This window comes from Streptococcus infantis (assembly GCF_047460825.1).
In the GTDB taxonomy this organism is placed as follows: domain Bacteria; phylum Bacillota; class Bacilli; order Lactobacillales; family Streptococcaceae; genus Streptococcus; species Streptococcus infantis_V.
The window spans coordinates 1-25575 of sequence record NZ_JASHFO010000009.1; the positions used below are offsets into that span (position 1 = coordinate 1).

The following is a 25575-nucleotide window of genomic DNA, read 5'->3' on the forward strand; positions in this document are numbered from 1 at the left end:
TTGATACTGCTTTCTTAACTGCATCTTTTTCTGGTTGAGTTAAGGATGACGTATTTTGAACTGGGGTCTTAGTTGCTGGTGCTTTAACACCTTTAGAATCTGCTTCCTTAACTGTCTTATCGCCAGTAAGAGTTGCTGTTGAACCATCTGGGAACGTTACGGTTGCTGATCCATCGTTTCCTACTTCAACCTTAGTTGCACTTGGATTCGCGCCTTCTACTGCTTTTTTAACTGCATCTTTTTCTGGTTGAGTTAAGGATGACGTATTTTGAACTGGGGTTTTAGTTGTTGGTGCTTTAACACCTTTAGAATCTGCTTCCTTAACTGTCTTATCGCCAGTAAGAGTTGCTGTTGAGCCATCTTCAAAGGTTACTGTCGCTGCACCGTCTGTAGCAACTTCAACTTTTGTAGCTTTTGGATTTACTGCTTTAACTGCTGTTTCTACTGAAGATTTTTCATCCTCAGTCAAGGCTGTTGTATTTTTAACTGGAACTTTATTTGTTGGCGCTTGAATGCTAGCTGCATCTTTTTCTTTTTCTTCAAATATATACGTCAACAACTGGCCGCCTGGAGTAAGTTTAACTGTGTTGTTTTCTTTAATGTATGAAGGAGCCTTGGTTGAATCGATTTCTTTTAATTTATAACCTTTGGCTTCGACTGCGGCAATTTTGCTGTCTTGTGTGCTCAGATTAATAACTTGGTCTCTATCACCTGGAATCGCACTACTTGCTTCAATTTCATTACCCTTTGTATCAACAAATTTCATGTGGACGATTTGTGGTGCTGTAAACTCAAATCTTTCAATTTGCACACGTTGCAAGTTGGTACCATCTCCTGTACTTCCTAAGAATGAAAGAGCGAAAGTAGCACCTTTAGCATTCAAGGCATTCTTAGCATCAACTGTCATGATGCTAGTGTTAGTTTTTGATAAGTTTGTTGTCCAAGTTTGTGAGCCATAGGTTACTGTAAAGATTTTATTGTTATTGTTATTGTTATTTTTATCTATTTCATATTTAATTTTAAAGTCTACCCATTGGCCACTAGGAGCTGGATTCAGAGCTTTTGCTGCTGAGCTACTTGTCGTTACCTTACCAGCGTTATTTGATGAGTAGAATGAACCAAAGGCACTTGTTCTCCATGCATTTCCACCATATTTTGGATCGGCTGATGCATTATCTTTTGCTCCTGGGTTGCTTGTATTATGCCATGAGTCCAGTTTGAAACCAAAGGCATTTTTGATAGTTCCCATACCGACTGAAGCACCATTTTGACCAATAGTATCTACCTTACCTGTATGGAAGACGAAACCGACTCCATCACCACCTAGACGGCCATCTGCATCAGTTTTGCCTTCGTATTTATTACCGATATCGACCTTACCTGTGAAAGTGAAGGGTTCAGTAGGGTCGATTTTAAAACGAAGGTAAGCACTACCAACTTGCCCTGAAACGTCATCTGTCAACTTAATAGTACCTGTTGATTTATCATATGTAGCAGTTCCACCTTCTTGGAAGAAACTTTCAAAGTTTTCTTTAGTAACTACCGCTCTTTGCAGGTTGCTTTCATCCACTGAGCGTAGTGAACCTTCAACAGCGCGTTTGTTTCTGACTTTAGGTGTTTCCGAAGATTCTGTAGTTGTTTCAGATACTGTTTCAGCTGCTACTTCAGTCACTTCTTTGACACTTGCTAGAGCTTGAGTCAAACGTTCAACACTTTGGTTGACTTGTTCTTTGCTAGCAGAGCCGTTCGCCACAAATGCTTCTGCTTCTGCAATTGCAGCTGCTACTTCAGATTTAACTGAAGCTTCTTGACCTTCCAAGTTTTTAGCTTTAGCTTGTGCCAAAACAACTTCTAGTTGAGATTTGTCAGCAGAAATGACAGTTGTTGCTGAATTTGCTTCTACTGCTTCAGTAGCAACTGGGCTAGTTGCAACTGGTTTTTCAGCTTTTTCCTCAGTCACTACTGTAGCTGGAGCAGCTAGTGTTGATGGAGCTACTTCGACAGCTGGTGCTGCATAAGTGACATCCTCCTCAGCTACAACTGGATTAATCCCTTCTGTTGTAGAACCTGCTTCTGGATTAGCTTCTACTGTATCTGCTTTGACTGACGGAGCCACCAAAGCTGCCCCAATTGCAAATACAAGCGAACAACCAAACAGGAAATGTTTTCCTTTTTTGATCATCCGCCAGTTCTTCTGTTCCGCATTTTTACGATTAAAATACATTACGTATTCTCCTTCTTATGTTTGCTATAGTGTATTTTACATACTTCTTTAGTATAACTTATTTGCTATCAAGATTCAAATTATTTGTGTTCTTTTTTAAAAAAATATTATTTTCTATAAAAAGAGAGCTTTAATAGCACTCTTAACTAATAAATTCAAGTGTTTTTGAGTAAAATTAGATTTTTTTAAAATGAAAATACTCTTTGTAAATTTTGAAAATCATTGAAAACATTGAAATTTATACATTGTTTGTATTTTATGTTTTTTTAAATTTTTATTTTTTGATTATTTTGTAATAATATACGTATTTTTTATAATCAATGGACATGCTTTTATGCTAGAGAAATAGTTGCTTCTTCTATTTAACATTAAAACAGTATTTACTTCATAAAAAAGAGGCTGGGACAAAAAGTCCTAGCCTCTCAATTGTCTTTGGATTGTCGAGCAAGACGCAGTGGTTGAGTGGGCTCTACTACGCTGATTTCATCAGATTTTACAGCCCTACTCAACTGTGCGGAGGTGGGACGACGAAATCGAATTCTAACGAATTACCGATTTCTGTCTCACTCTCAAGTATAAAGAATTATTTAGCTTCAAATCCTTCTGCTACTGCATCCGCAAAGTTTTCTTCAACGATGCTTGCACAGTGATCGCAGATAGTTGCATGGTAGCTACGTTCTGCTGTACTTGGGTCGATACGACGACAACGGTCACAAACTTCACCAGCCGCACGGTCAACTGTGAAGGCTACATCTTCAAAGGCCACTGCAGCTTCTGGAGCTGATCCTTCAGCGATGGTCAATTCAGAGACGATCAAGAGTTGGGCTACATTGCTATCAACAGCTCCAAGAAGAGTTTTCACTACTTCATTTGGATAAACTGTCAAGTGAGCTTCAAGTGATTTACCAATCACTTTTTCATTACGTGCTTCTTCCAAGGCTTTTTGAGCTTGTCCACGGAAGTCCATAAAGGCTGCCCATGTATCCAAGATTTCCTCTTGGTTGGCAAAAGTTTGAGCTTCTGGTAATTCTGATAATTGAACAAAGTCTTCTGTTTCAAACTCGAGATATGACCAGATTTCTTCTGCAGTGTGAGGAAGAATTGGTGTCAAGAGTTTGGTAATTTTCACAAGGATGTCATAGAAGACTGTTTGCATCTGACGGCGTTCGAGAGATTTTGCACCTTCGATGTAGACAACATCTTTGGCAAAGTCAAGATAGAAAGCAGACAAATCAACGTTGATAAAGTTCACTAGGGCTTTATAGATTGTCAAGAATTCGAAGTTTGCATAAGCGTCACGAATGGTCTTAACAAGCTGATTAAAACGGATAGTCATGTACTTATCAACAGAACGAAGTTCTTCGTAAGCTACTGCATCTTCAGCTGGGTTAAAATCAGAAGTGTTAGCAATCAAGAAACGAAGGGTGTTACGGATCTTACGGTAAGTTTCAGAAACTTGACTCAAGATATCCATAGAGATACGTACGTCGTTGCTTGAATCAACACTTGTTACCCAGAGACGCAAGATTTCCGCACCAAATTGTTTTTCAACATCGCTTGGAGCAATGGTATTTCCAAGAGATTTAGACATCTTCTCACCTTTACCGTCAAGGGCAAAACCTTGTGACAAGATTTGTTTGTATGGTGCTACACCATGGTTGGCAACAGATGTGATGAGTGATGAGTTAAACCAACCACGGTATTGGTCAGAACCTTCAAGGTAGAGGTCAGCTGGATATTTGAGTTCTGGACGGTTAACCACAACCCCGTTCCACGAAGAACCTGAGTCAAACCAAACGTCCATGATGTCTGTTTCTTTCTTGAACTCACCATTTGGAGAACCTGGATGTGTAAATCCTTCTGGCAAGAGGTCTTTAGCATCACGTTCCCACCAGATGATGGAACCATGCTCTTCAAAGAGTTGAGCTACATGCTCAATCGTTTCAGCTGTCATGATTGGTGTGCCGTCTTCTGCGTAGAAGATTGGAAGAGGAACACCCCAAGCCCGTTGACGAGAGATAACCCAGTCACCACGGTCACGGATCATGTTGTAAAGACGGACTTTACCCCATTCTGAATGGAATTTGACTTTTTCAATTTCATCCAGGATTTCTTGACGGAATTTTGAAACTGAGGCAAACCATTGTGGCACGGCACGCCAGATGATTGGTTTTTTCGTACGCCAGTCAAATGGGTAGGAGTGAGAGATTTCTTCTTGAGCAAGAAGGAGGTTGCCTAGTTTCTCGATAACAGTTGGAACCACCTTGTCATAGAATTGACCTTCGAACTCAGCGCCAGCATTAGCCATCATGATTCCGCGTTCGTTAACTGTCACAGCAACTTCAAGACCATTGGCAATACCAACATTGTAGTCATCCTCACCAAAACCAGGGGCTGTATGGACGATACCAGTACCTGAGTCTGTTGTAACGTGGTCACCGAGGATAACAAGTTCATCTACGGCTGTATCCCATGGGTGCTCTGTTACGATATGGTTCAATTCTTGACCACGATAAGTCGCCAAAACTTGAACATCAGTCCAGCCAAATTTCTCAGACAAGCTGTTCAACAATTCCGCCGCAACCACAAACTTACGATCTTCACCAGCAGGTTGAACCAAAACGTAATCAATATCTGCACCAACAGTCAAACCACGAGAAGCAGTGATAGTAAATGGAGTTGTTGTCCAAACAACGATGTAAGTATCAGTGTCTAGGACACCTTTACCATCTTTAACCTTATTGGCATAGTAAAGAGAAGTTGATACCAAGTCGTGGTATTCAATCTCCGCTTCAGCAAGAGCTGACTCAGATGACCATGACCAGTAAACTGGCTTAGCACCACGGTAGATGTAGCCCTTGTTAGCCATCTCACCGAAGACACGGATTTGCGCTGCTTCATAGTCAGGTGTCAAAGTTACATATGGATTTTCCCAGTCACCAGAAACACCCAAGCGTTTGAAGTCTTCGCGTTGTTTATCTACTTGAGAAAGAGCGTATTCACGGCAAAGTTTCAAGTACTCAACCAAGTCCATCTCTTTGCGTTTGACACCTTGTTTTGCCAAGACTTGCTCGATTGGCAGACCGTGTGTATCCCAACCTGGAATGTATGGTGCGTAGAATCCTGACATAGACTTAGAACGAACAATGATATCTTTTGAAATCTTGTTCATGGCATGTCCTACGTGGATATTTCCGTTAGCGTACGGAGGTCCATCATGAAGAGTGAAATGAGGTTTTCCTTCATTCAACTCTTGACGACGTTGGTACAATTTTGCTTCTTCCCATTCTTTTTGCCAGACTGGCTCTTTGGTTGGAAGGCCTGCACGCATTGGGAAATCTGTTTTTCCTAGGTTTAGGGTATCTTTTAGTTTCATTATTACTCCTTTAATGTAAATTGACAATATAAAAACCACGATTCGCTAAAAAGGACGAAAATCGTGGTACCACCTTTGTTCGGAAAAAGAACTAGTCTTTCTCCCTCTTTTCCCGTAACGTGGGCAACGTCAAATCTTACTAACTTCAGACTTGATAACTTGAGAGGATAATCTCATCAACAGGGATTGTAGGACTTCCACCATCTCCTACTCGCTGTAAATATGTTTGATAAGATCTTGTTCTCAGATTTTCTTTCTTATAAAAGATTAATCGATTCTGTCACAGGTGCTGGTTGAGAATCTTAGTTTGAAGAAATGACTCCTTCTACTACTGAGCTAGCAGTATCTGGTATCACTTCTGTCTGGGGTTCTACTAATTCACGATTTGCAGCTTCAATTCTCGCTTGGAGTTCTGCTACTTCTTCAGGTGAAAACTGACGAGTCATATCAATTGGTTCTTCCTCATGGTAGGCAGAAATATCATCACCTAAAACTTCTGCAACGACTGCCTTAAAGGCTTCATCACTAGTTTGTAGATAAGTTGCGGTTGGGCGCAAAATTTCTTGCCAGTCAGATGAATCTACGATAGCTAATTGACTTTCAATCGTAGATTTCAAACGTTGATGGAAGACACGACTCTTATTCTTCAATTCTTCCGTCTCGACTGCAACCTTCTTAGCATTATCTGTAGCTTGACGCAAGATTTCATTAGCCTTATACTTAGCCTCATCAAGCAGATGTTGGGCATCTTGTTCAGCCTGTTTGATAATATTTTGAGAGCGTTCATTAGCAGATTTCTTGACGCGTTCCGCAGTATCTTGAGCGATCAATACAGACTGGCTCAATGATTCCTTAATCTCATCAAAATAAGATAAACGTTCCTCTAAATTTTTAATATGTTGCTCTTTATCATAGTTGCTACGAACGAGTGCTTCATAGTCACGAACAACAATATCTAGAAATTCATCAACCTCTTCAGGATCAAAACCTCTAAACTTGGTACTAAAGTTTTTATCCTTAATTTCTAACGATGTAATTGGCATATTTTTCCTCACTTACTTAATAAAAAATAGAATCATTCAATGGTTCTGGTGCTTGCTCATTTGTCACTGTTCTCTTAGGGAAATCATCAGTAAAAAACGAAAGACGTTCTTCTAATCTTTTGATATAGACTTCAGTTTCATCCTTGTAACGGACTAATTCCTCATAATCAAAATAAATCTTATCCAAAAATTCGTCAACTTCTTCCTTATTATAGCCTCTGAATTTAATGGAGAAAGCTTTATCAATAATTTCTTGTGGTGTAATCGACATTTTTCTTCTCACTTACTTAGTAGTAATTGGACTCTTATTTTTTTCTTATCTTTTTTGGTTTGACCATTTTCTTTGAGTAAGATAATCCTTCCAAAACGTCTGACACTTACTAAATCACCTATCTGAACTTGGTAATCAGATTTTTCAACCAGATGGTAATTTACCTGAACATATTTTCTTTCAAGTAAATCAACTGTCTGGGATCGAGACAGTTTCAGAACATTTGACAAGAAAGCATCCAAGCGCATACTCGGAACTAAAACTTCCTTTTCCTGATAGTCACTCTCAGCTTCTAGCAAGTCTTCAAAAGATTTGACTTCTAGTTTGACAGGTAATCTAGCAATCTTTTGAATCCCATCTTGAAAGAGAGAAGTGAATTTTTGGTCCACAATGATTTGGGCCCTATTCTCCGTAACTAAAATATCACCAAACAATTTGCGATCAATTCCCAAACGATTCAGAACAGTTCCTAGAATCTTGGCATGTGTCAATTGGTCAAACTTACTAGAATAAACAATCTCAAGCAATTCCATTTCAAAATCCGTCAAAGTCGGTTTGAAATAATCTGGTGCCAGAAGTACACGACTATACTCGGTAGCTACAAAATCATTACTGGAGAAAACTTGAATCCCATGATGATTCCCCAATGTCTTTAAAATAAAGACCTGATGGGGATTGATAAAAGGGGTTAAGATTGGTGCATAGTGCTCTTCAACCTGCCTAATCCACTCCAAACCTTTATCAATGAAGGGAATATCCTCGACTGAGAAATGCTGATAAATGTCTTTTCTCATACTAGTATATAAAGAAGTCGAATCAAATAGTTTCCAAGCAAATGAACTAAGAGCACTGCCACCCAAACTGTAAAATCTAAACCACCAATACTTAGTGGCAAACGTCTCAAGGGTTGAAGGATCGGTTTGACTAAACTAGTCAACAAACGACCTAGTGTTGTCTCATAGGCATTGGGAAACCAAGATAAGAGAGCAAAAGCTACAAGTACCCATGAATAGATAGTTGCAGCATTGTGTATAAAATGAATTAGAAAAATCATTACTTCACTCGACTTCTCTTCATATCAAAGTCAAACTCTTCATTATGACTTCCATCAGGCAAACGAATATCTTCAATATTAACCACAACTCCTACTGGTGTCAAAAGGTAGATGGTATTAGCAACCTTTCTTAATTCACCAGCCAGCACATGGCGAGCACCATCTAAATAATCTAGACAACGGCGCGCTTGTACTTCAGTCATATATTGGAAGTCAATTAAAATACTTTCATTGCCTGCCAACAAATCAACGATATCTGTTGCATCTTCGTAGCGACGAGGGTAACGAACATCAATGGTTACCTTTTCTGTACTACGATGGCTCTTCATCGCCAATTCTTGCTGGCGAGCATGAAGGCGCGTAATATTTTTTTCTTTAGTATTCACTTGTGAAGATTGTGATGACTCTTGAGCTTGTGGAAGTTCTTCCTTTGGAGCCGAAACCGACGTTAAGGTTTTTTCAGGTTTTAACTCAGTGACATTTGGTGTCACTTCTTCTCCATCTTCAGTGAAATAATCTATAAACTTTTCAAATTTATTTTTTAGCGACATGGTTATTTCCTATTTAAAAAATGCTGTACCGATTCGAACGAAAGTTGAACCACATTGAATCGCTTCTTTAAAGTCTCGACTCATACCCATACTGAGTTCTGTCATCGGCATATTGGGGAGATGTTTTCCTTGGATGTAGGTTTGCAATTCTCGCGTTTCTTCAAATATCTCTTTTAACTCTTGACTAGTTGCTTCAAATGGAGCCATGGTCATCAGACCCACATACTCAATCTGGTCTAATGCTGAAAGTTCTGGTAAGAGGTCTAACAATTCTTCTTTCGAGAAACCGTGCTTACTCTCTTCCTGGGAAATATTTACTTGCAAAAAGCACTTAATCTTGTGGTCCGCTCGTTTTTGAATTTCCTGAGCTAGCTTTAAGGAATCTAAAGCATGAAAATAATCCACATAAGAAATCACTTCCTTGACCTTACGTCTTTGTAAGGTTCCAATCAAATGCCAGGTAAGATTCTTATCACTCAGGGCATGATACTTGTCAAGAAATTTATCAACACGGTTCTCACCAATGTGTTGCACTCCCTGCAAAACCAAATCTGAGGCTGTGTCAACATCTACATATTTGGTCACCGCAATCACAGAAACCGAATCGTTTTCACGACCGGCCTCCTGAACTGCATTCGATATCTGTTGAAAAACAAGATTCGTATTTTCTTTTAAATTCATCTTTATTAACGATTTTTAAAGAATGGTGGTGTTTCCAACTCATCTCCATCTGACGCCGCTGGAACTTCGAAACGTTCCACTGGAGAAGCCACTGGCTCTCCTTGACGAACAATGGCATCTCGTCTCAAGTCCCAGTCACCAAAAGCTGATGCCTTTGGTGCTTCTTGACGGCGATAACTTGGTGTTGGAATCTCTACTGTATCAGTCAAGTCAAAATTACGATCATAAGTCTGTACATGGCTAGTTCGAGCCGGTTCACGGTGGGTTGCTTGACGTGGTTGCGCAGTTACAACTTTTTCAACTTTATCCTGACGTACTCCTGTCGCAACAACCGTCACGCGGATTTCGTCCTTCATCGTCTCATCAATAGATGTTCCAAGCCAGATATTAACACCATGACCAGCTGCTTGGTTAACAATTTCTGATGCTTCTTCAGCTTCAATCAAAGTCAAGTCCAAACCACCAGTTACGTTGACAATCACATCTTCTGCTCCATCGATAGTTGTTTCAAGAAGTGGTGAGTAGATTGCTTTGCGAGCAGCTTCTACAACACGTTCCTCACCGCTACCGATACCAATTCCCATAAGGGCATTGCCTTTGTTAGCCATAACAGTTTTAACGTCTGCAAAGTCCAAGTTGATCAAACCAGGATTTGTAATCAAATCTGTAATCCCTTGAACACCTTGACGAAGAACGTTGTCTGCTTCACTCAATGCTTCAAGAAGTGGAGTCTTCTTGTCAACGATTTCTAGCAAGTTGTTGTTTGAGATAATCAAGAGTGTGTCAACATGCTCACGAAGTTCGTTGATCCCATCAATCGCAAATTGTCCACGTTTGCTTCCTTCAAAGCCAAACGGACGAGTAACAACACCGACTGTCAAAGCACCAAGACTTTTTGCAATACGAGCGATAACTGGTGCAGCACCTGTACCAGAACCACCACCCATACCAGCAGTGATGAAGACCATGTCAGCACCGCTGAGTGCTTCTGTCAAAACTTCTTCGCTTTCTTCTGCAGCTTTACGACCAACTTCAGGTTGACCTCCTGCACCAAGTCCGCGAGTCAATTTAGGACCGAGCTGAATAACTGTCTCAGCTTTTGTACTGCTCAAAGCTTGTACATCTGTGTTAGCTGCGATAAATTCAACGCCAGAAACGCCTTCGTCAACCATACGATTGATGGCATTTCCACCACCACCGCCAACACCGATTACTTTAATGACTGCACCTTGTGCAGCTGCTGTATCAAATGAAAATGTCATATTTATATTCCTCTATTTTATTCGTCAAACATGCTTCCAATCAAGCTACGGAAACGATCCGTTAATTTACCTTTACTCTTTTCTTCTGATTGAAGAGGAGCTACTGGTTCAACAGATTGAGTTGTTTCAGGTTCAGGAGTTGTCACTGTATTAAATACTGGTCGTGGAGAAACAGGTGAAACTAGTTGAGCTGAACTTCTATAGTCAATCGGTTGATGGCGTAAACTTTCGTCACCTCGAATTGCTCGTTGTGCCAAAATATTCACTTCAGTAAGACTACCAGCGAATTCTGACAAGCTGATGACATGGGCAAAAGCAGGATTGCGAATACCCACTTGATTTGGTACGAATAACTTAACGCGTACTCCAAATACTTCTTGGGCCAATTCAACGACGCCTGGAAGAAGTGCATTTCCACCAATCAAGACAATACCTCCTGGCAAGTCTAATAGGTGACGTCTTTCCAAGTCTTGCTTAATTTGCTCAAAAATGTGCTTAAGTCTTGCTGAAATAATTTCAGCTAAGTATTCCTCAGTCACTTCAACTGGTTCAACCTCACCGATCACTTCAACTTGGAAGGTTTCCTTGCTAGCTAGCGGTGGATATGCTTCCCCGTAGTTCAATTTTAGACCTTCTGCAATTTTCTTAGAAGTTCTAAGAACTTTAGAAATGTCTTTTGTGACATAATCGCCACCCTCTTGATTGACATTTGTATATTGAAGTTCTTGGTTGCGAATCGTAGCAACAGTCGTTTGGCCACCACCCATATCAATCACAGTCGCACCAAACTCACGTTCACCTTCGTTCAAGACAGTGTTAACCATCGCAAGAGGTGAAATAATCACGTTATCAACTTGAACGCCTACACGCTCAACGGTTTTACGAAGATTGTGGAGAATGGTACGTGGGCCAGTGTACAAGATACCACGCATTTCCAAACGCACACCCATCATCCCGCGAGGATCACGAATTCCTTGGAATCCATCTACGACAAACTCCTCTGGAATAAAGGTGATGACTTCACGATCTGGAGTCATACTTTTAGTCAAGGCTGATTTGACCACATTTTCGACATCTTGATCCGTAATTTCTTTTGTATCTGATGTCACTGGAATCATCCCTTGAGTTGGCTCAACTTGTAGCAAATTAGCTGGCAGGCCAACGTTTACAGACTTGATTGAAATTCCTGCTTTTTCTTCGGCTTGAGAAATTGCAGACTTAATAGCAGTCGCTGCTGCTTCGATGTCAACGATAATCCCATCTTTGACACCCTTACTTTTGGCATTGCTTACGCCAATTACATTTACTTCACCATTTACAAGCTCTGCAACCAACACTTTAATAGAGCTAGTTCCGATATCTAAACCTGTAAAAAAACCATTTCTAGTCATTACACTGCGTCCTCTCTATCTTCCCAGTTTCACACTTCTATTTTTAATAGCTACACCAAGGCATAACTACTCACAAAATATTATAACACAAAAAATACATTCGTGCTCGAATTTTCTAACATTTACGCAAGCTTTTTTGAATCTATATCATTGTCCTACGATTTCTGAGGTGAGTAAAGAAAAAAAGAAAGAGAATCTCTCTTCTCTCTCTTTGTGTACCCATTTTTTTCTAAAGTAAGGCTATTTTTTAATATCTTGTTTGTAAAATTCTTTCAAGGCATCTTTCCAAGTTGGAATGACAAATCCAGTTGCTTTGGCTTTGGTCAAACTCATCGTTGAGTTTAGAGGACGTTTAGCCTTGGCAGGAAATTGGCTCGAGTCTACTGGCTTAACTTCGACATCTGTATCCTTCAAAATTTCAACCGCAAAGTCATACCAAGTTGTGTCTTCTGTCGCATCATTTGACAAATGGTAATAACCAAATTCCTTGCGATTTTCAGCTAGGAAAGTCATGAACTCGGCCAAGGTACGCGTCCAGGTTGGTCGACCATGTTGGTCATTTACAACTGTCAAGGTCTTATGAGTTTTAGCAAGATTTTGCATTGTGAACACGAAGTTTTTGCCGTAATTCCCAAAAACCCAGGCAGTACGAATAATATAGAAGTTTGAAACGTATTTTTCTACAAGCTCCTCTCCCATACGCTTAGTACGACCATATTCAGTTTGAGGATCTGGTTTGTCATCCACTTCCCACTCTTGTCCAACTGGTTTCTTACCGTCAAATACATAATCGGTAGAGATGTAGACTAGAGTTGCTCCATGCTTTTCGGATGCTTTTGCGACATTTTCTGTCCCCGTCACATTGATGGCGAAGTCCAATTCTTTTCCTTCATCCTCTGCTGCATCAACAGCTGTGTAGGCTGCACAATGGTAAACTAAAGTCGGTTTTACCTCTTCAAAAACTTTCTCCACCATTTCTGCATCGGTAATATCCATCTCAGCCACATCAACCGCAACATATTCTTCATTACGCTCATCCAATAAATAGCGAAGTTCCGTTCCTAATTGGCCATTTGCTCCTGTAATTAAAATCATTTTTCTTCCTTTCACCTGATTCACAATTCTTCGGTATAGAAATAAAAAGCAGAAAGTCTCTGCCTTTTACTTTTCAAGAACCTCTTGTGTTTTAGCGTAGTTGGCTTCAACAGCTTCTTTTTCTCCCTGCCACCACTCTTGGTTATCTCTGTACCATTGGATGGTTTCTTTGAGACCTTGTTCGAAGTTGGTGAATTCTGGTTTCCAGCCCAACTCATCACGGAGCTTGCTTGCGTCAATCGCATAGCGAAGATCGTGTCCTGCACGGTCAGTCACATGATCATAGGCATCGGCAGGTTGTCCCATTTCCTTAAGGATTAGTTCCAAAACTTCCTTGTTGTTCTTCTCGCCATCAGCACCAATCAAGTAGGTTTCACCAATTTGACCTTTTGTCAAGATTGTCCAAACTCCTGAAGAGTGGTCATTGGTATGAATCCAGTCACGAACGTTCTTACCTTCACCGTAAAGTTTTGGCTTAATTCCACTTAGAATGTTGGTAATCTGACGTGGGATAAATTTTTCAATGTGTTGATAAGGACCGTAATTATTTGAACAGTTAGAAATCGTTGCCTTGACTCCAAAAGAACGTACCCAGGCTTTGACAATCAAGTCTGAAGCTGCTTTAGTTGATGAGTAAGGAGAGCTTGGATTGTATTTGGTATCAGCAGTAAATTTCTCACCTGGACCTTCACCATGACCTGGCAAATCCTCACGTAGAGGGAGATCCCCATAAACTTCATCTGTCGATACATGGTGGAAGCGAATATCATATTTGCGAGCTGCTTCTAAAAGAGTATAGGTTCCGATGAAGTTAGTATGGATAAATGGTGATGGATCATTGAGCGAATTGTCATTGTGACTTTCCGCGGCATAGTGCACAATAGCATCTGCTTGAGCTGCTAACTTGTCTACCAACTCTGCATCAGCAATGTCACCAACAACTAACTCAACACGATCACCTAAAATTTCCTCAATATTAGCGCGGTTTCCAGCATAAGTCAACTTGTCTAGGACTGTCACGTGAACATCTGGAAAATTCTTGTAAACATAGTGGACAAAGTTGGAACCGATAAAACCAGCTCCACCTGTCACGATAATTTTTTTGTATTCAGTCATATTCTTTCCTTTTTACAAATCTTCTTTTTTCAAAGGTTTTACATCCTTAAGTAGTGGATGTTTTTTATCTGCTTCTGAAACCTCTGCTTCTGCAAGATTTTCCCATTCAATGCCAAGGCTTGGATCAGCGTAGTTTACAAAGGCATACTTGGGTTTGAGTTCAAGAGCCCAGTAATCATTGACCAGATAACTATAAGAAACTGCATCTGATAGGACTTGGAAGCCATTGGCCACGCCTCGAGGAACAAAAATTCCCTTGCTTGCATCAATTACTGTCTGATAGGTATTCCCAAAGGTTTCACCCTCACGTAAATCAACCCAAGAACCCAGAACTTTCCCACCATCTGCTACAGAGATGTACTTATCCCAAGGCTCTGCGTGGAGACCACGGAGAACATTTTTGCGTGAGAAGGATACATTGTTTTGCAATTTTCCTTCTGCAAAGAAAGACTCTGGAAACCCAAGTGGAAGCATTTTTTCCTTTTGGAAATTTTCTTTAAACCAGCCACGATTATCACCATGAACGGGGATATCAAACTCCAACATACCTGGAATTGCATCAACCTTGCGTGCTGCAAGCGTCTTACCGAAAAAATTATCTGTCATCTATGCTTCTCCAATCAAACGGAGCAGATACTGTCCGTATTCATTTTTCTTAAGCGGTTGAGCTAAGGCCAACACATCTTCTCGACTGATATAGCCCATACGGTAAGCAATTTCTTCCAAGTTTGCCACCTGAACATTTTGCATCCGTTGGACTGTTTCGATGTACTGTGAAGCCTCTAGCAAACTTTCATGAGTGCCAGTATCCAACCAAGCAAAGCCACGTCCCATAACCTCAACCGATAAATTTCCACGATCTAGATAAACCTTGTTTACATCTGTAATTTCCAATTCACCACGCGGGCTTGGCTTAATACTTTTAGCAATTTCTACTACATCATTATCATAGAAATAGAGGCCTGTAACTGCATAATTTGAACGAGGATGTTCTGGCTTTTCTTCGATAGAAATGGCGTTCATGTCTTCATCAAACTCAACAACACCGAAACGTTCTGGGTCCTTCACATGATAGCCAAAGACAGTCGCTCCTGACTCCTTGCTTGCTGCCTTTTGTAGCATCTTCGAAAGGCCAGGACCATGATAGATATTGTCACCTAAGATCAGAGCAACGCTGTCATCGCCAATAAACTCCTCACCAATGATAAAGGCTTGGGCCAAACCGTCTGGACTCGGTTGCTCCGCATAAGACAGTTGAATCCCGAACTCAGAGCCATCTTGAAGAAGCTCTCTGAAACGAGGCAAATCTTGAGGAGTTGAGATAATCAAAATATCCCTAATCCCAGCCAACATCAATGTTGAAAGTGGATAGTAAATCATCGGTTTATCATAAACCGGCATCAGTTGTTTTGATGCAGCTCGAGTCAAAGGATATAAACGTGTCCCCGAACCACCCGCGAGAATAATACCTTTCATAGTATGGTACCTTTCTATATGTCCTTTATCATAGTGTTTTTTTCAAAAATTCAACTCTACATCTCATGAGAAGAATAAGTTACATTCTAATATAAATGAGTCAGATAACATCAGAACACTCAATCAAATTTTTTTAATGCTGATTTCAAATATAATCCTGATCGGATATTCTCACCTATTTTTTGAGCACGATTCACTATGTGTTGATATTCCTCCTCTGATAAAGCCTTAACTTTTTCTGCTAAATCCGATAAAGAAGTAATCGCAATCCCACAATGATTTTCTAGCACAAAAATAGATAAAGCTGATTCCTCCCACACAACAAGTGGAAAACCTGAAGCTAAGTAAAGTGATGCCTTGTGAGAGTTGTTATATCGAAGGTATTCACCAAAGACACCACTACATGTTTCAGCACTATCTCCATCCCATACAAGACCAAAACCACCTTCAAGGACTGCAGGTAGCTCATCAGGTAGGAAAGAACCAAAGTAAGTCACGTTCTCTAAAGCTCTACTCTCATCAAATCCAACACCATAGAGGTTATAAGCAGGCTCTGAAGGAAGTGTATAAAGATATCCAGCTTTTTCCTGGGCTAAATTCCCTGCCACAATGATTGGTTGTTCCTTAGACATCTTTTCTTTTTCTTTGAAGTTTGGAATAAGATAATCAAAAATATCTAAGCTTACAATCTTTTGCTCAGAAAGACCTTGTTTTACTAAGAACGATTTCATAATTGGATTGTGAGCAATAATTCCATCGGCAACCCCTAAAAGACTTGATTCTTGGAGGTGAACTCGAATTTTATGCTTCAAAGGTACCGTGTCCAGATTAGCATTTCTTAAAACTTCTAAATCATGGATGATTAAATAGACCTTAACTCCTTTACGCTGGAGTTTTTTCACCAAATGAGTAGTAAAAAAGCTATGATGAAGCATAGGAAATTGGATTAAAAGTTGATCTCCGGATTTCAATTGCGCAAATGCTTTTGACAAAGCTTTTGCTTTATGTTGTTGAGCTTTGACAGTTCCTAACTTATACCAATCCTCAACCATCAGTAACAAAGGGAGATACCCTTCTCTCTTGACAATTTCTTCAACATCATTACGCGCTTTGTTACCAGCATTTTTAATATTTTTATCTTGTAAAAATTCTTCTTTTAAATAATATTTCATCTCTTTGTCTCATAGTTCAAAAGTCGATTTTTCAGGATAACGTTCATCTAATATCTGTTTAAAACGAAGCAAATCCTTTTCTTTTAAGTTAACATTATCATTAACACAAAGAAGCTTTTTATGCTTATCCTTAAAAATACGATCCAACTGGTCTAGTCGATTAAAGTCAATCGACTTCCCTATATTGTGTGCTATTGGGTAAAATTGATTGCTTTCAATCTGCCAGTATTGACATATATACTGATTCACATCAACTTTATAGTCTCGAATTTGACTTTTTGATGTCCTATCTAGAGTTTCAAATTCAATCTGCCAGAGATCCGCTAGAGTACTCTTCTTCATCGGAACTGGCAAATGCGGGTTGACATAGCCCGTTGGTCCCCAAGGGAGCAAAACTAAATTTTTAAACAGTCGCAAGCCATAGCAGTAATTAAAGAATTTCCAGGGCGATGTTTTCATAGCTGCTTTATTAGGAAAATGACGATAGATTAACTCGATATTGTTGAGATAGGTCTTTGTTATCGGAGCCCACGGAACTATTGCATCATAAACGGCAAATAGTTTAGGCAAATCATTTTTATAGAAATCTGATGGTTTGCAATCCCTAATCATATACATATCGTCATTAAAATAGAGATAATTCTCAGATAATTCTTCTATACGATGGAGATTCAATTCAATTGCTGCCGAGTTAAAGGTAGGAAGGTAGTCTAGTGGCATAAATTCTTTATGCGTAACCAACCTCAATTTGGGATGATCCAGGTTCAACCATTCAGGTTTCTGACCATTTGTGATTAAAAATACTTTATTGACCCAAGGAGCATGTTTTTCAATCATACGGAACCAATTGTTAAAAGTTCCATAATCACGATATCGCATATCTCCATCAATATATGGGTCAATAGAGTCCATCCCCCCCGTTAGTGTCTGTTTCTCACGGATAAACTCAGGATCACTCCCATCAACCCATAGCACAACAATATCAATTTGTTCTTGTGTCATTTAGACAATTCTTTCTCTACAACCTCAAGTGCACGTTCAATAACCACATGCATGTCGTAGTATTTATAGTCTGCTAGACGCCCACAAAAGATAACCTTGTCATTTTTTGCTGCTTCTTCTTGGTACTTAGCAAATATAGCATTATTTTTGTCGTCATTAATCGGATAGTATGGCTCATCCCCACGTTTCCAATCTGCTGGGTATTCACGTGTGATAACTGTCTTAGGTTGTGTACCATATTCGAAGTGCTTATGCTCAATGATACGAGTATAAGGAATCTCACGCTCGGTGTAGTTGACCACGGCATTTCCTTGATGATTTTCCTCATCCAAGACTTCGTGTTCAAAACGAAGACTGCGATACTCCAACTCACCGTGTTTGTAGTCAAAGTACTGGTCAATCATCCCTGTAAAGACAACTTTATCAGCTGATGCTTCAAGCTCTTCACGATTAGCAAAGAAATCAACGCCAAGCTCTACTTCCACATCACCAAGCATATTTTCAATGATGACGTTGTATCCACCGATTGGAATTCCTTGGTAACGGTCATTAAAGTAGTTGTTATCAAAGGTCAAACGAACTGGTAGACGTTTGATGATAAATGGTGGAAGATCTGTAGCAGAACGGCCCCATTGTTTTTCGGTATAGCCCTTAATCAACTTTTCATAGATATCTGGGCCAATCAACTTGATAGCTTGTTCTTCCAAGTTCTTAGGCTCAACATCCTTCATGTCAGCCGTTTGCTCGGCAATCTTATCCTTGACTTCTTGTGGTGTCTTAGTTCCCCACATAGCGTAGAAGGTATTCATGTTGAAAGGAAGATTGTATAGGCTGCCCTTGTAGTTAGCCACTGGTGAGTTGATATAGTTATTGAATTCAGCAAACTGGTTAACATAGTCCCAAACCTTTTTGTTTGAGGTATGGAAAATGTGGGCACCATACTTGTGGACATTGATGTCTTCAACATTTTCACAGTAGATATTTCCACCGATGTGATCACGTTTGTCAATCACTTTTACTTTTTTACCGCGTTTCGTTGCTTCGTGTGCGAAGATTGCCCCAGACAAACCTGCACCAACAATTAAATAGTCATACATATTAAAACTCCGTTAATGAACTCTACAATTTCTTATTCATGCTGACTCTGGGCCAGCAAACGTTATTTTTTCTTTTTTATAAAGGATTCTTAGCATCTATTAGAGCCTCCTAAAGTCTAGTACTAGAACTAGGTCGCATTTAATTTAGTAATATCATTCGATTCTTTTTTACTAAAAGTATTTGTTGTAAATAGTAAAAACATGAATATATTATATGTAGGAACAAACCAAAATGCTTCAATCATACAGTTAAAAGCAATCAATGATAAAATCGCAACTAATAAATATTGACCATCCTTATACTGTTTCCTTGAGGCGACAACATAAATTATTATCAATAGAACTACAGGCACTATTCCATATGTAAATAACATCTGCACATAAGAGGAATCTACATAGTTATACCCTATTACAGATTCTGTTTTTCCACCTGATCCTATAAATTGAACGTTTCTCGTCCCAAATAGATGAACTCCAAATGTATCAAATGCATTCCTACCTAGAGCTAGCCTTCCCGTGATTAATTTGTTTACCGATACCAAAAATGGATTAGACCAAGAAAACTTGTATGACAAATAGGTAACAATTGATGCGAATACAACAGCCGAATATGGGAACAAGGCAAATATCTTTAGTTTTTTCTCTTTACTGTAATAAAAATAAATGAAAATAACTGTCGCTAACAAGATTGACAAAGCATTTAAACGTGCATCACAGTATTTTATAATGAAAGCTGATAGCAAGACACCAAACAGGGATCTGGTCCATATAAATTTATCTTTTAGAAGATAGGAAATTGCTAAAAATAGATAAAAGCAATGTGATGCAAAGTCCGTAGGATAAATAAACCCAAACGAATTTCGAATAACCCCCGCACGATTATATTGTAGATTAGGAACCATACCAACAAGTGATAGAAGAAAAACTCCGACGACGAGGATGCCAGCTACAATTACATAGTTCCTCAAAACTACTTTCATATCTACATTAACCAAGAGGATTAGTAGCATCGAATAGACTAGAAAATTAAGCCTATTCGTTTGAAAATACACTAAAACCCCCGAAAGCAACAATAGAATAGAAAGTATTAGATATTTGTATGAGACCCGCATTTTATACAAAAAACGAAGACCTAAAAGCAATACAACAAAAAATAGGAAATTTACTTTGACTTGAAAAAAAGTCCTATCCAGCATCGTAGTTGATATGGTATTAAAAAATACCACTACAGATACAACAATGCTGACTAGTAGGTTTTCAAATTTAATTTTTATCATATTTTTTGAAAAAGAATCATACAGAGTGATTTATAAGAAAAAGAAATATGGAATTGAATGAGAAAAAATAATATTTCTTTAATCTTCTAGTTCACTTATACTCTTCTATCCTCCCTTTCCTAACTATTTAATCAACCAAAGCGAATTTAATCTATACAAGAGTTCATTTTACAATAAGACTATAAGCTACTGAAATTTCTATTTATTCCATTCAATTTCACTTATTCAATAACTGCTGTTTCAACTCTTTTGGACTAATTACCTTTAAGAATAGTATTTGAAAAATGTAAAGTATCGCTCCTATTGTAGCAAATACCATAACATTTATAACAGGCGTAAAATTCACTGTAATTTTTACAACGAATAGTACACCGTACATGAGAGCTGATGCTCCTATAATTTTAACTGTCGAAGCTAGAAGAGGCACTTCCTTTAAATAGTTTCTTGTAAAATACAGTTGAATAGCCCATACTAAGGCTTCTGTTAATACAGAAACAATGGCTGCTCCGATATAACCTAATTTAGGTAGTAATAATAAATTTAAACCGACACTCACAACAGCTGGAATAGTAGTCGAAATCATAAATTCTTTATTTTTATTATGTGGAATCAAGATTTGAATACCCATAATATTTGTCCAGCCAATAAAGAACATTCTAAAAATCATAATTGCTATCGCATATTTAGCATCTTGGAAATCCTGTCCTAAGAAAAATTGCACGAAATCATCATTAACAATTAACATTCCTGCTATTATAGGAAAAATGACTAAATTGTATATTAAGAAAGACATCTGATGCATTTTGTTTACAGCCTTGTGATCTCCAGTCGATAGGAGATTGGCAACACGAGGAAGCATTACGCTTCCTAACGAAGTCACTAGTGTAAGCAAAATATTGACCAATTTTAAGGCTTGGTCATAAATTCCGACGTCTTTAGTTGAGGCTAATGCCCCTAGCATAGTACGATCCAAAGTAACATATAGCGAAATAGCTATTTGTGGCAAAAACAAGAGAACAACTGGTTTCAAGTGTTGTTTAGCATAGGACCAATCAAAATGTGGTTTTCCGATAAATTCTCTAGCTGGCAACCACATACTAAACTGCCCCAATAATTCAAATATTGTTAGCAAAAACACATAAAGATATAAATCATTTGCTGATTTTACAAATAAGAAGATTGAAATGACACCGACCAGTTTAACAGTAATATTTCTAACTGTTATCTTGCGAAAATCCTCTAACCCTTGAAACAACCAGGAGATATCCATCCCTTTAGATACCAGACTCAAGCCCAAAATATATGCAACGGGATTTTGCATAAATGACAAGGACAGACATAAGAGAATGTATAAGCATATCGACAGAATGGTCGCACCAAACTGTAAGGTGTATATGCCCCAAAAGTTTTTTCTGATATCTTTACGATGGCCTGAAATTTCTTTTGTACCATAATTGGCCACGCCCAATGTCGCCAATAAAATAAAGTAGGTTACAATTGAATTGAAATAACCATAAGTACCTAAATCAGTTGAACTAAATACCCTAGTTACATAAGGTGTTGTTATAATAGGAAGAATTATCACTAGTAGCTGGTAAGAGAGATTATATGCATAATTTTTTAAAATCTTCATTCTTACCTAACTCATCTTCTCTCTAATTTTTTCATACAGTTTTGGAGAAACCAAAAGCGTCAAGTATTTCACTTTATTTTTCCTTGTAACATTTGAATTCAGAATAACATCTTTGAAATATTGAATGTATTCTTTTCTAATTTTATTAACTTCAGCATACATATCTGAACTAAGCATAGCATGTACAATATGCAGACCATTAAAAACATAGCGAACATTCAAGGCTCTTCTCATATCCCTATCACCTGAATAGTCTCGTTCAACATAACTTATATTCCATTCCATTGCCTTGTAAAAATCTAAGAGACGATCACTATACTTAGAATTTACAATACTTCCTGGTCTTCGATAGTATTTATAAAGATTTAGATCACTAACAGCAATATTTTCACAGGAAGCAATATGCTCATAAGCAAGAGCTAAATCTTCATACAACATCCCATTAGGATATGGAAACCTTAATAAAATTTCTTTCTTATATAGTTTACCACCTGAATGTGTCCCAACATAATTTCCATAAAACATTTGTTCTAAAGCTGTTCGACGATCTAATTTTCCAGAATATTTCTCTCTGAAATCTCCTAGGAAATCGCTATTTTCATAGTTTCTAACTTCAATCACTGGAGTTGCTACAAGATCAACTCTATACTTATCTCTAAGTTCTACTAAATATTCAATGGCTCTATGGTCATAATAATCATCTGAATCAATGAAAACAATCCAATCTGTTGAAGATTCTTTTACCCCAGTATTGCGGGCATTGGATAATCCCCCATTTTCAATATGCAGAACTTTTATTCTGTCATCTTCTTGAGCATATTGGTCACAAATTTCTCCTGAAGAATCTGTAGAACCATCGTCTACCAGTATAATTTCTATATTTTTATAGGTCTGTTGTCTTAGACTGTCTACACAATAGCTTAAGCAATCTTCGACATTGTATACTGGTACAATAATAGAAACCTTATCCATTATCCCTATCCTTCCAAAATGATATTGACGATTCTTTCACAAGCTTTTCCATCTCCATAAGGGTTGCTAGCCTTACTCATCTTGTTATATTCTATTTGGTTTTCTAAAAGAAGCTTAAAATTAGAGTAAATATTTTCTTCTTCCGTACCCACTAATTTTAATGTTCCAGCCGCAATCCCCTCTGGACGCTCTGTTGTATCACGCATGACTAAAACAGGCTTCCCTAACGATGGAGCTTCTTCTTGAACTCCACCAGAATCTGTTAAAATCATGTAGCTTTGATTCATGAAATTATGGAAATCAATAACTTCTAAAGGTTCAATGATTTTCATGCGTTCATTATCCCCAAAGACTTTACTTGCCAATTCACGAACTTTAGGGTTTTTATGAATTGGGTAAACAACTTTTACATCTTCAAATTCATTTAAAATACGATTAACAGCATTAAACATATTTTCCATTGGTTCCCCAAGATTTTCACGTCTGTGAGCTGTCAACATAATCAACTTACTATCCTTAGCCCACTCTAAAATTGGGTGATTGTAATCATCCTGAACAGTTGTCTTTAAAGCATCAATAACCGTATTACCTGTTACAAAAATATTCTCTCTTCCCTCTTTTAGAAGATTGTCTTTAGCCACTTCTGTTGGCGCAAAATGATAATCTGCAATAATAGAAGTAGTCTGACGGTTGAACTCCTCAGGGAATGGACTTTGAAGATTGTAGGTTCTTAAACCTGCTTCCACATGCCCAACTTTGATGCCCATATAAAAGGCAGCTAAAGCTGTAGCAAATGTCGTACTTGTATCCCCATGGACCAAAACAATATCAGGATTTTCTTGTTCAAGCACAGCTTGAATCTTATCTAGAATACTAGTCGTAATTGTAAAGAGAGTTTGATTGGCCTTCATAATCCCCAGATCATAATCTGGAACGACCTTAAAGACATCCAAAACTTGCTCAAGCATCTCCTTATGTTGTCCAGTCACGCAGACGATGGTCTTGATTGAATCATTACTCTTCAATTCATTTACTAGAGGACACATTTTGATTGCTTCTGGGCGCGTCCCAAATACTAGCATTACTTTTTTCATTTTGGTTCTCCCTGTATTTCTCTATACAATGCTCGATAGTTTTCCAAAAACATTGGATAACTATATTTTTCTTCATAAGTTTTTTGGGCATGAAAAGCAAGACGATTTCTTAGCAGTACATCTGTTGCTAATTTGTCTATGGCACCAGCTAATGCACCTGGATTTTTGGCAGGAACAAGAATTCCATTTTCATCATTAACTACTTCATTTATGCCTGGAATATCCGTAGCAACCATCGTTTTCCCATTCATAAAAGTTTCAATGATGTTTAGAGCTAGACCTTCAAATAAAGACGATGAAACCAGAAAATCAAAACTATTGATACATTCTACTATATCCTGGCGATATCCTAAAAATGTTACCGAATCTTGAAGATGTAGCTCTTCAACCTTATTCTCAAGTTCATTTCTAAGCTCACCATCACCAACGATAAACAACCGAATATCCTTCGTTGTAAGTAAAGACATAGCTTCAATAAGATAAGTCAAACCTTTTTGTTCAGACAATCTAGCTATACAGCCAAGCTTAGTCCCATCATAACCGACAATATCATCGACTTGATTATCCGTTTTCTTTAAGATAACTCCATTGTAGATAACCTTACTATCAGTAATTCCTACGTCTTCTTTTAGGTTTTTATTTACTGCTTCTCCTACTGCTACACTTTTAGCATTTCCTAAAGCAAATCTATATAAGGGCAATTTATCTTTAAAGACATTGTGAGCTGTATAAACATGTGTCAATTTTGGACAAACAAATTTTAATAATCGAATATAAAAAGCAGCCATTCGATGATGAGTATGAACTATAGTAATCTCATTATTTTTGATAATCTGGCGAATAGAATATAGAAGCTTTAATACCGTCACGGGATTTTTACTATCAATATCTAAAATTTTATGATGTTGAATCCCTTGAGCAGCCAGTTCGCTCTCCCAAAGCCCACCAGTAGACGCCACATGGACACTATCAAACTCATCTTTCAAATCTGAGCTCAATTGGTAGACAATTCTCTCTGCACCACCAATATCCATGGTACGTGAAATATGTAAAATATTATTTTTTTGATTTTCGTTTTTCATCTAATACTCGCTTAATAAACGTGACATTTCCTACGAAATAACGTTTAAAGAGACGTTTAGGTTCATTTGCCACTCGGAACAGCCACTCAAGATGTGCATTTTGCATCCAGAGAGGAGCTCGTTTAATATGGCCAGATAAAACGTCAAAACTACCTCCAACTCCCATAAAGACAGAATTAACACCTTGGTCCATAAATTTTTGAATGATATATTCTTTCTTAGGAGAGGTGATCCCAACAAAAACAAAATCAGGATTTTTCTCACGAATGTCTTCTTGAATGCCATTTTCATCTTCTTCAGAAAAATAACCATTGCGATGCCCAAGGACTCGTAAATTTGGATAATCTTTCTTAAAGATTTCCAACATATCTACTAAAACTTCTTCTTTGGCACCAAAAAAATAAACCGAATAAGATTTTTCATTAGCTAAATGAAGCAATTTTTGCATCAAATCAATTCCAGCGACTCTCTCAGGAACTTGATATCCCAAAAAACGGGAAGCTAGAACGACTGAAGCTCCATCAGCATTAATGATTTCAGAATCGTTCACTATCTTTTTAATCGATTCATCTGTTTGACATTGATTAATCTTGTCTGCGTTCACCCCCATTAGATGGAGTGGCCGTTGCTCAAGAACAAATTTTTCAACAGCTTGGACAGTTGCGTCCATTGTTAAGGGGTCAATTCTGACCCCCATTAAATCAAA

Annotated in this window: 22 protein-coding genes and 1 pseudogene; all 23 read right to left on the minus strand. The window is 38.3% G+C overall.

What is annotated here, in order from left to right:
- On the minus strand, positions 1-2224 hold a 2224-nt coding region (locus tag QM911_RS03980), incomplete at its 3' end, for a lectin-like domain-containing protein (protein WP_414313185.1).
- 583 nt (positions 2225-2807) lie between these two features.
- Positions 2808-5600 (minus strand): isoleucine--tRNA ligase, encoded by a 2793-nt coding sequence (gene ileS, locus QM911_RS03985; protein ID WP_414313186.1) that lies wholly within the window; start codon positions 5598-5600, stop codon positions 2808-2810.
- Positions 5601-5953: 353 nt separating this feature from the next.
- Positions 5954-6643 (minus strand): annotated as a pseudogene (locus QM911_RS03990) (DivIVA domain-containing protein); the annotation flags it as partial.
- 16 nt (positions 6644-6659) lie between these two features.
- Complete coding sequence (locus tag QM911_RS03995) at positions 6660-6914, minus strand: DivIVA domain-containing protein (protein WP_414313187.1); 255 nt, start codon at positions 6912-6914, stop codon at positions 6660-6662.
- Positions 6915-6922: 8 nt separating this feature from the next.
- Positions 6923-7708, minus strand: a complete 786-nt coding sequence (locus QM911_RS04000) for an RNA-binding protein (protein WP_414313188.1) — start codon at positions 7706-7708, stop codon at positions 6923-6925.
- The gene (locus QM911_RS04005; protein ID WP_414313189.1) at positions 7705-7968 is read right to left on the minus strand and encodes a YggT family protein; all 264 of its coding nucleotides are present in this window, start codon (positions 7966-7968) and stop codon (positions 7705-7707) included. The genes QM911_RS04000 and QM911_RS04005 overlap by 4 nt, the downstream gene beginning before the upstream one ends.
- Positions 7968-8519 (minus strand): cell division protein SepF, encoded by a 552-nt coding sequence (locus QM911_RS04010; RefSeq protein ID WP_414313190.1) that lies wholly within the window; start codon positions 8517-8519, stop codon positions 7968-7970. The genes QM911_RS04005 and QM911_RS04010 overlap by 1 nt, the downstream gene beginning before the upstream one ends.
- 9 nt (positions 8520-8528) lie before the next feature.
- Positions 8529-9200, minus strand: a complete 672-nt coding sequence (locus tag QM911_RS04015) for a YggS family pyridoxal phosphate-dependent enzyme (RefSeq protein WP_414313191.1) — start codon at positions 9198-9200, stop codon at positions 8529-8531.
- Between the two features lie 5 nt (positions 9201-9205).
- Positions 9206-10462, minus strand: coding sequence for a cell division protein FtsZ (gene ftsZ / locus QM911_RS04020; protein ID WP_414313192.1), 1257 nt, complete (start codon positions 10460-10462; stop codon positions 9206-9208).
- Between the two features lie 17 nt (positions 10463-10479).
- Complete coding sequence (ftsA, locus tag QM911_RS04025; protein ID WP_414313193.1) at positions 10480-11853, minus strand: cell division protein FtsA; 1374 nt, start codon at positions 11851-11853, stop codon at positions 10480-10482.
- A gap of 240 nt (positions 11854-12093) precedes the next feature.
- The gene (gene rfbD, locus QM911_RS04030; protein ID WP_414313194.1) at positions 12094-12948 is read right to left on the minus strand and encodes a dTDP-4-dehydrorhamnose reductase; all 855 of its coding nucleotides are present in this window, start codon (positions 12946-12948) and stop codon (positions 12094-12096) included.
- Between the two features lie 66 nt (positions 12949-13014).
- Positions 13015-14064: a dTDP-glucose 4,6-dehydratase gene (gene rfbB / locus QM911_RS04035; protein WP_414313195.1), complete on the minus strand. Its 1050-nt coding sequence runs from the start codon at positions 14062-14064 to the stop codon at positions 13015-13017.
- Between the two features lie 12 nt (positions 14065-14076).
- A complete protein-coding gene (locus QM911_RS04040) occupies positions 14077-14670 on the minus strand; it encodes a dTDP-4-dehydrorhamnose 3,5-epimerase family protein (RefSeq protein ID WP_414313196.1) in 594 nt (197 codons plus the stop codon).
- Positions 14671-15540: a glucose-1-phosphate thymidylyltransferase RfbA gene (gene rfbA / locus QM911_RS04045; RefSeq protein WP_414313197.1), complete on the minus strand. Its 870-nt coding sequence runs from the start codon at positions 15538-15540 to the stop codon at positions 14671-14673.
- Positions 15541-15659: 119 nt separating this feature from the next.
- Positions 15660-16712 (minus strand): galactofuranosyltransferase, encoded by a 1053-nt coding sequence (locus QM911_RS04050; protein ID WP_414313198.1) that lies wholly within the window; start codon positions 16710-16712, stop codon positions 15660-15662.
- A 9-nt stretch (positions 16713-16721) separates the two neighbouring features.
- A complete protein-coding gene (locus QM911_RS04055) occupies positions 16722-17714 on the minus strand; it encodes a stealth family protein (RefSeq protein ID WP_414313199.1) in 993 nt (330 codons plus the stop codon).
- The gene (glf, locus tag QM911_RS04060; RefSeq protein WP_414313200.1) at positions 17711-18811 is read right to left on the minus strand and encodes a UDP-galactopyranose mutase; all 1101 of its coding nucleotides are present in this window, start codon (positions 18809-18811) and stop codon (positions 17711-17713) included. The genes QM911_RS04055 and glf overlap by 4 nt, the downstream gene beginning before the upstream one ends.
- 128 nt (positions 18812-18939) lie before the next feature.
- Complete coding sequence (locus QM911_RS04065) at positions 18940-20088, minus strand: polysaccharide polymerase (protein ID WP_414265935.1); 1149 nt, start codon at positions 20086-20088, stop codon at positions 18940-18942.
- Positions 20089-20305: 217 nt separating this feature from the next.
- On the minus strand, positions 20306-21721 hold the full coding sequence (locus tag QM911_RS04070; protein WP_414313201.1) for a flippase: 1416 nt from the start codon (positions 21719-21721) through the stop codon (positions 20306-20308).
- 6 nt (positions 21722-21727) lie between these two features.
- Positions 21728-22693 (minus strand): glycosyltransferase family 2 protein, encoded by a 966-nt coding sequence (locus QM911_RS04075; protein WP_414265937.1) that lies wholly within the window; start codon positions 22691-22693, stop codon positions 21728-21730.
- 5 nt (positions 22694-22698) lie between these two features.
- A complete protein-coding gene (gene wecB, locus QM911_RS04080; RefSeq protein WP_247913391.1) occupies positions 22699-23787 on the minus strand; it encodes a non-hydrolyzing UDP-N-acetylglucosamine 2-epimerase in 1089 nt (362 codons plus the stop codon).
- Positions 23784-24869, minus strand: coding sequence for a glycosyltransferase family 4 protein (locus QM911_RS04085; protein WP_247913392.1), 1086 nt, complete (start codon positions 24867-24869; stop codon positions 23784-23786). The genes wecB and QM911_RS04085 overlap by 4 nt, the downstream gene beginning before the upstream one ends.
- The gene (locus QM911_RS04090; protein WP_414313227.1) at positions 24844-25566 is read right to left on the minus strand and encodes a WecB/TagA/CpsF family glycosyltransferase; all 723 of its coding nucleotides are present in this window, start codon (positions 25564-25566) and stop codon (positions 24844-24846) included. Before QM911_RS04090 ends, QM911_RS04085 begins: the two co-directional genes overlap by 26 nt.
- Positions 25567-25575: the final 9 nt, after the last annotated feature.

What these genes read in the sequence shown, in the direction of transcription:
- glf (WP_414313200.1), bottom strand. Translation starts at nt 18,811, where the DNA reads ATGTATGACTATTTAATTGTTGGTGCAGGTTTGTCTGGGGCAATCTTC.
- QM911_RS04005 (WP_414313189.1), bottom strand. Translation starts at nt 7,968, where the DNA reads ATGATTTTTCTAATTCATTTTATACACAATGCTGCAACTATCTATTCA.
- QM911_RS04085 (WP_247913392.1), bottom strand. Translation starts at nt 24,869, where the DNA reads ATGAAAAACGAAAATCAAAAAAATAATATTTTACATATTTCACGTACC.
- QM911_RS04015 (WP_414313191.1), bottom strand. Translation starts at nt 9,200, where the DNA reads ATGAATTTAAAAGAAAATACGAATCTTGTTTTTCAACAGATATCGAAT.
- ileS (WP_414313186.1), bottom strand. Translation starts at nt 5,600, where the DNA reads ATGAAACTAAAAGATACCCTAAACCTAGGAAAAACAGATTTCCCAATG.
- wecB (WP_247913391.1), bottom strand. Translation starts at nt 23,787, where the DNA reads ATGAAAAAAGTAATGCTAGTATTTGGGACGCGCCCAGAAGCAATCAAA.
- QM911_RS04090 (WP_414313227.1), bottom strand. Translation starts at nt 25,566, where the DNA reads ATGGGGGTCAGAATTGACCCCTTAACAATGGACGCAACTGTCCAAGCT.
- QM911_RS04065 (WP_414265935.1), bottom strand. Translation starts at nt 20,088, where the DNA reads ATGATAAAAATTAAATTTGAAAACCTACTAGTCAGCATTGTTGTATCT.
- rfbA (WP_414313197.1), bottom strand. Translation starts at nt 15,540, where the DNA reads ATGAAAGGTATTATTCTCGCGGGTGGTTCGGGGACACGTTTATATCCT.
- QM911_RS04010 (WP_414313190.1), bottom strand. Translation starts at nt 8,519, where the DNA reads ATGTCGCTAAAAAATAAATTTGAAAAGTTTATAGATTATTTCACTGAA.
- QM911_RS04040 (WP_414313196.1), bottom strand. Translation starts at nt 14,670, where the DNA reads ATGACAGATAATTTTTTCGGTAAGACGCTTGCAGCACGCAAGGTTGAT.
- QM911_RS04050 (WP_414313198.1), bottom strand. Translation starts at nt 16,712, where the DNA reads ATGAAATATTATTTAAAAGAAGAATTTTTACAAGATAAAAATATTAAA.
- rfbD (WP_414313194.1), bottom strand. Translation starts at nt 12,948, where the DNA reads ATGATTTTAATTACAGGAGCAAATGGCCAATTAGGAACGGAACTTCGC.
- QM911_RS04055 (WP_414313199.1), bottom strand. Translation starts at nt 17,714, where the DNA reads ATGACACAAGAACAAATTGATATTGTTGTGCTATGGGTTGATGGGAGT.
- ftsA (WP_414313193.1), bottom strand. Translation starts at nt 11,853, where the DNA reads ATGACTAGAAATGGTTTTTTTACAGGTTTAGATATCGGAACTAGCTCT.
- rfbB (WP_414313195.1), bottom strand. Translation starts at nt 14,064, where the DNA reads ATGACTGAATACAAAAAAATTATCGTGACAGGTGGAGCTGGTTTTATC.
- QM911_RS04070 (WP_414313201.1), bottom strand. Translation starts at nt 21,721, where the DNA reads ATGAAGATTTTAAAAAATTATGCATATAATCTCTCTTACCAGCTACTA.
- QM911_RS04000 (WP_414313188.1), bottom strand. Translation starts at nt 7,708, where the DNA reads ATGAGAAAAGACATTTATCAGCATTTCTCAGTCGAGGATATTCCCTTC.
- QM911_RS04075 (WP_414265937.1), bottom strand. Translation starts at nt 22,693, where the DNA reads ATGGATAAGGTTTCTATTATTGTACCAGTATACAATGTCGAAGATTGC.
- QM911_RS03995 (WP_414313187.1), bottom strand. Translation starts at nt 6,914, where the DNA reads ATGTCGATTACACCACAAGAAATTATTGATAAAGCTTTCTCCATTAAA.
- ftsZ (WP_414313192.1), bottom strand. Translation starts at nt 10,462, where the DNA reads ATGACATTTTCATTTGATACAGCAGCTGCACAAGGTGCAGTCATTAAA.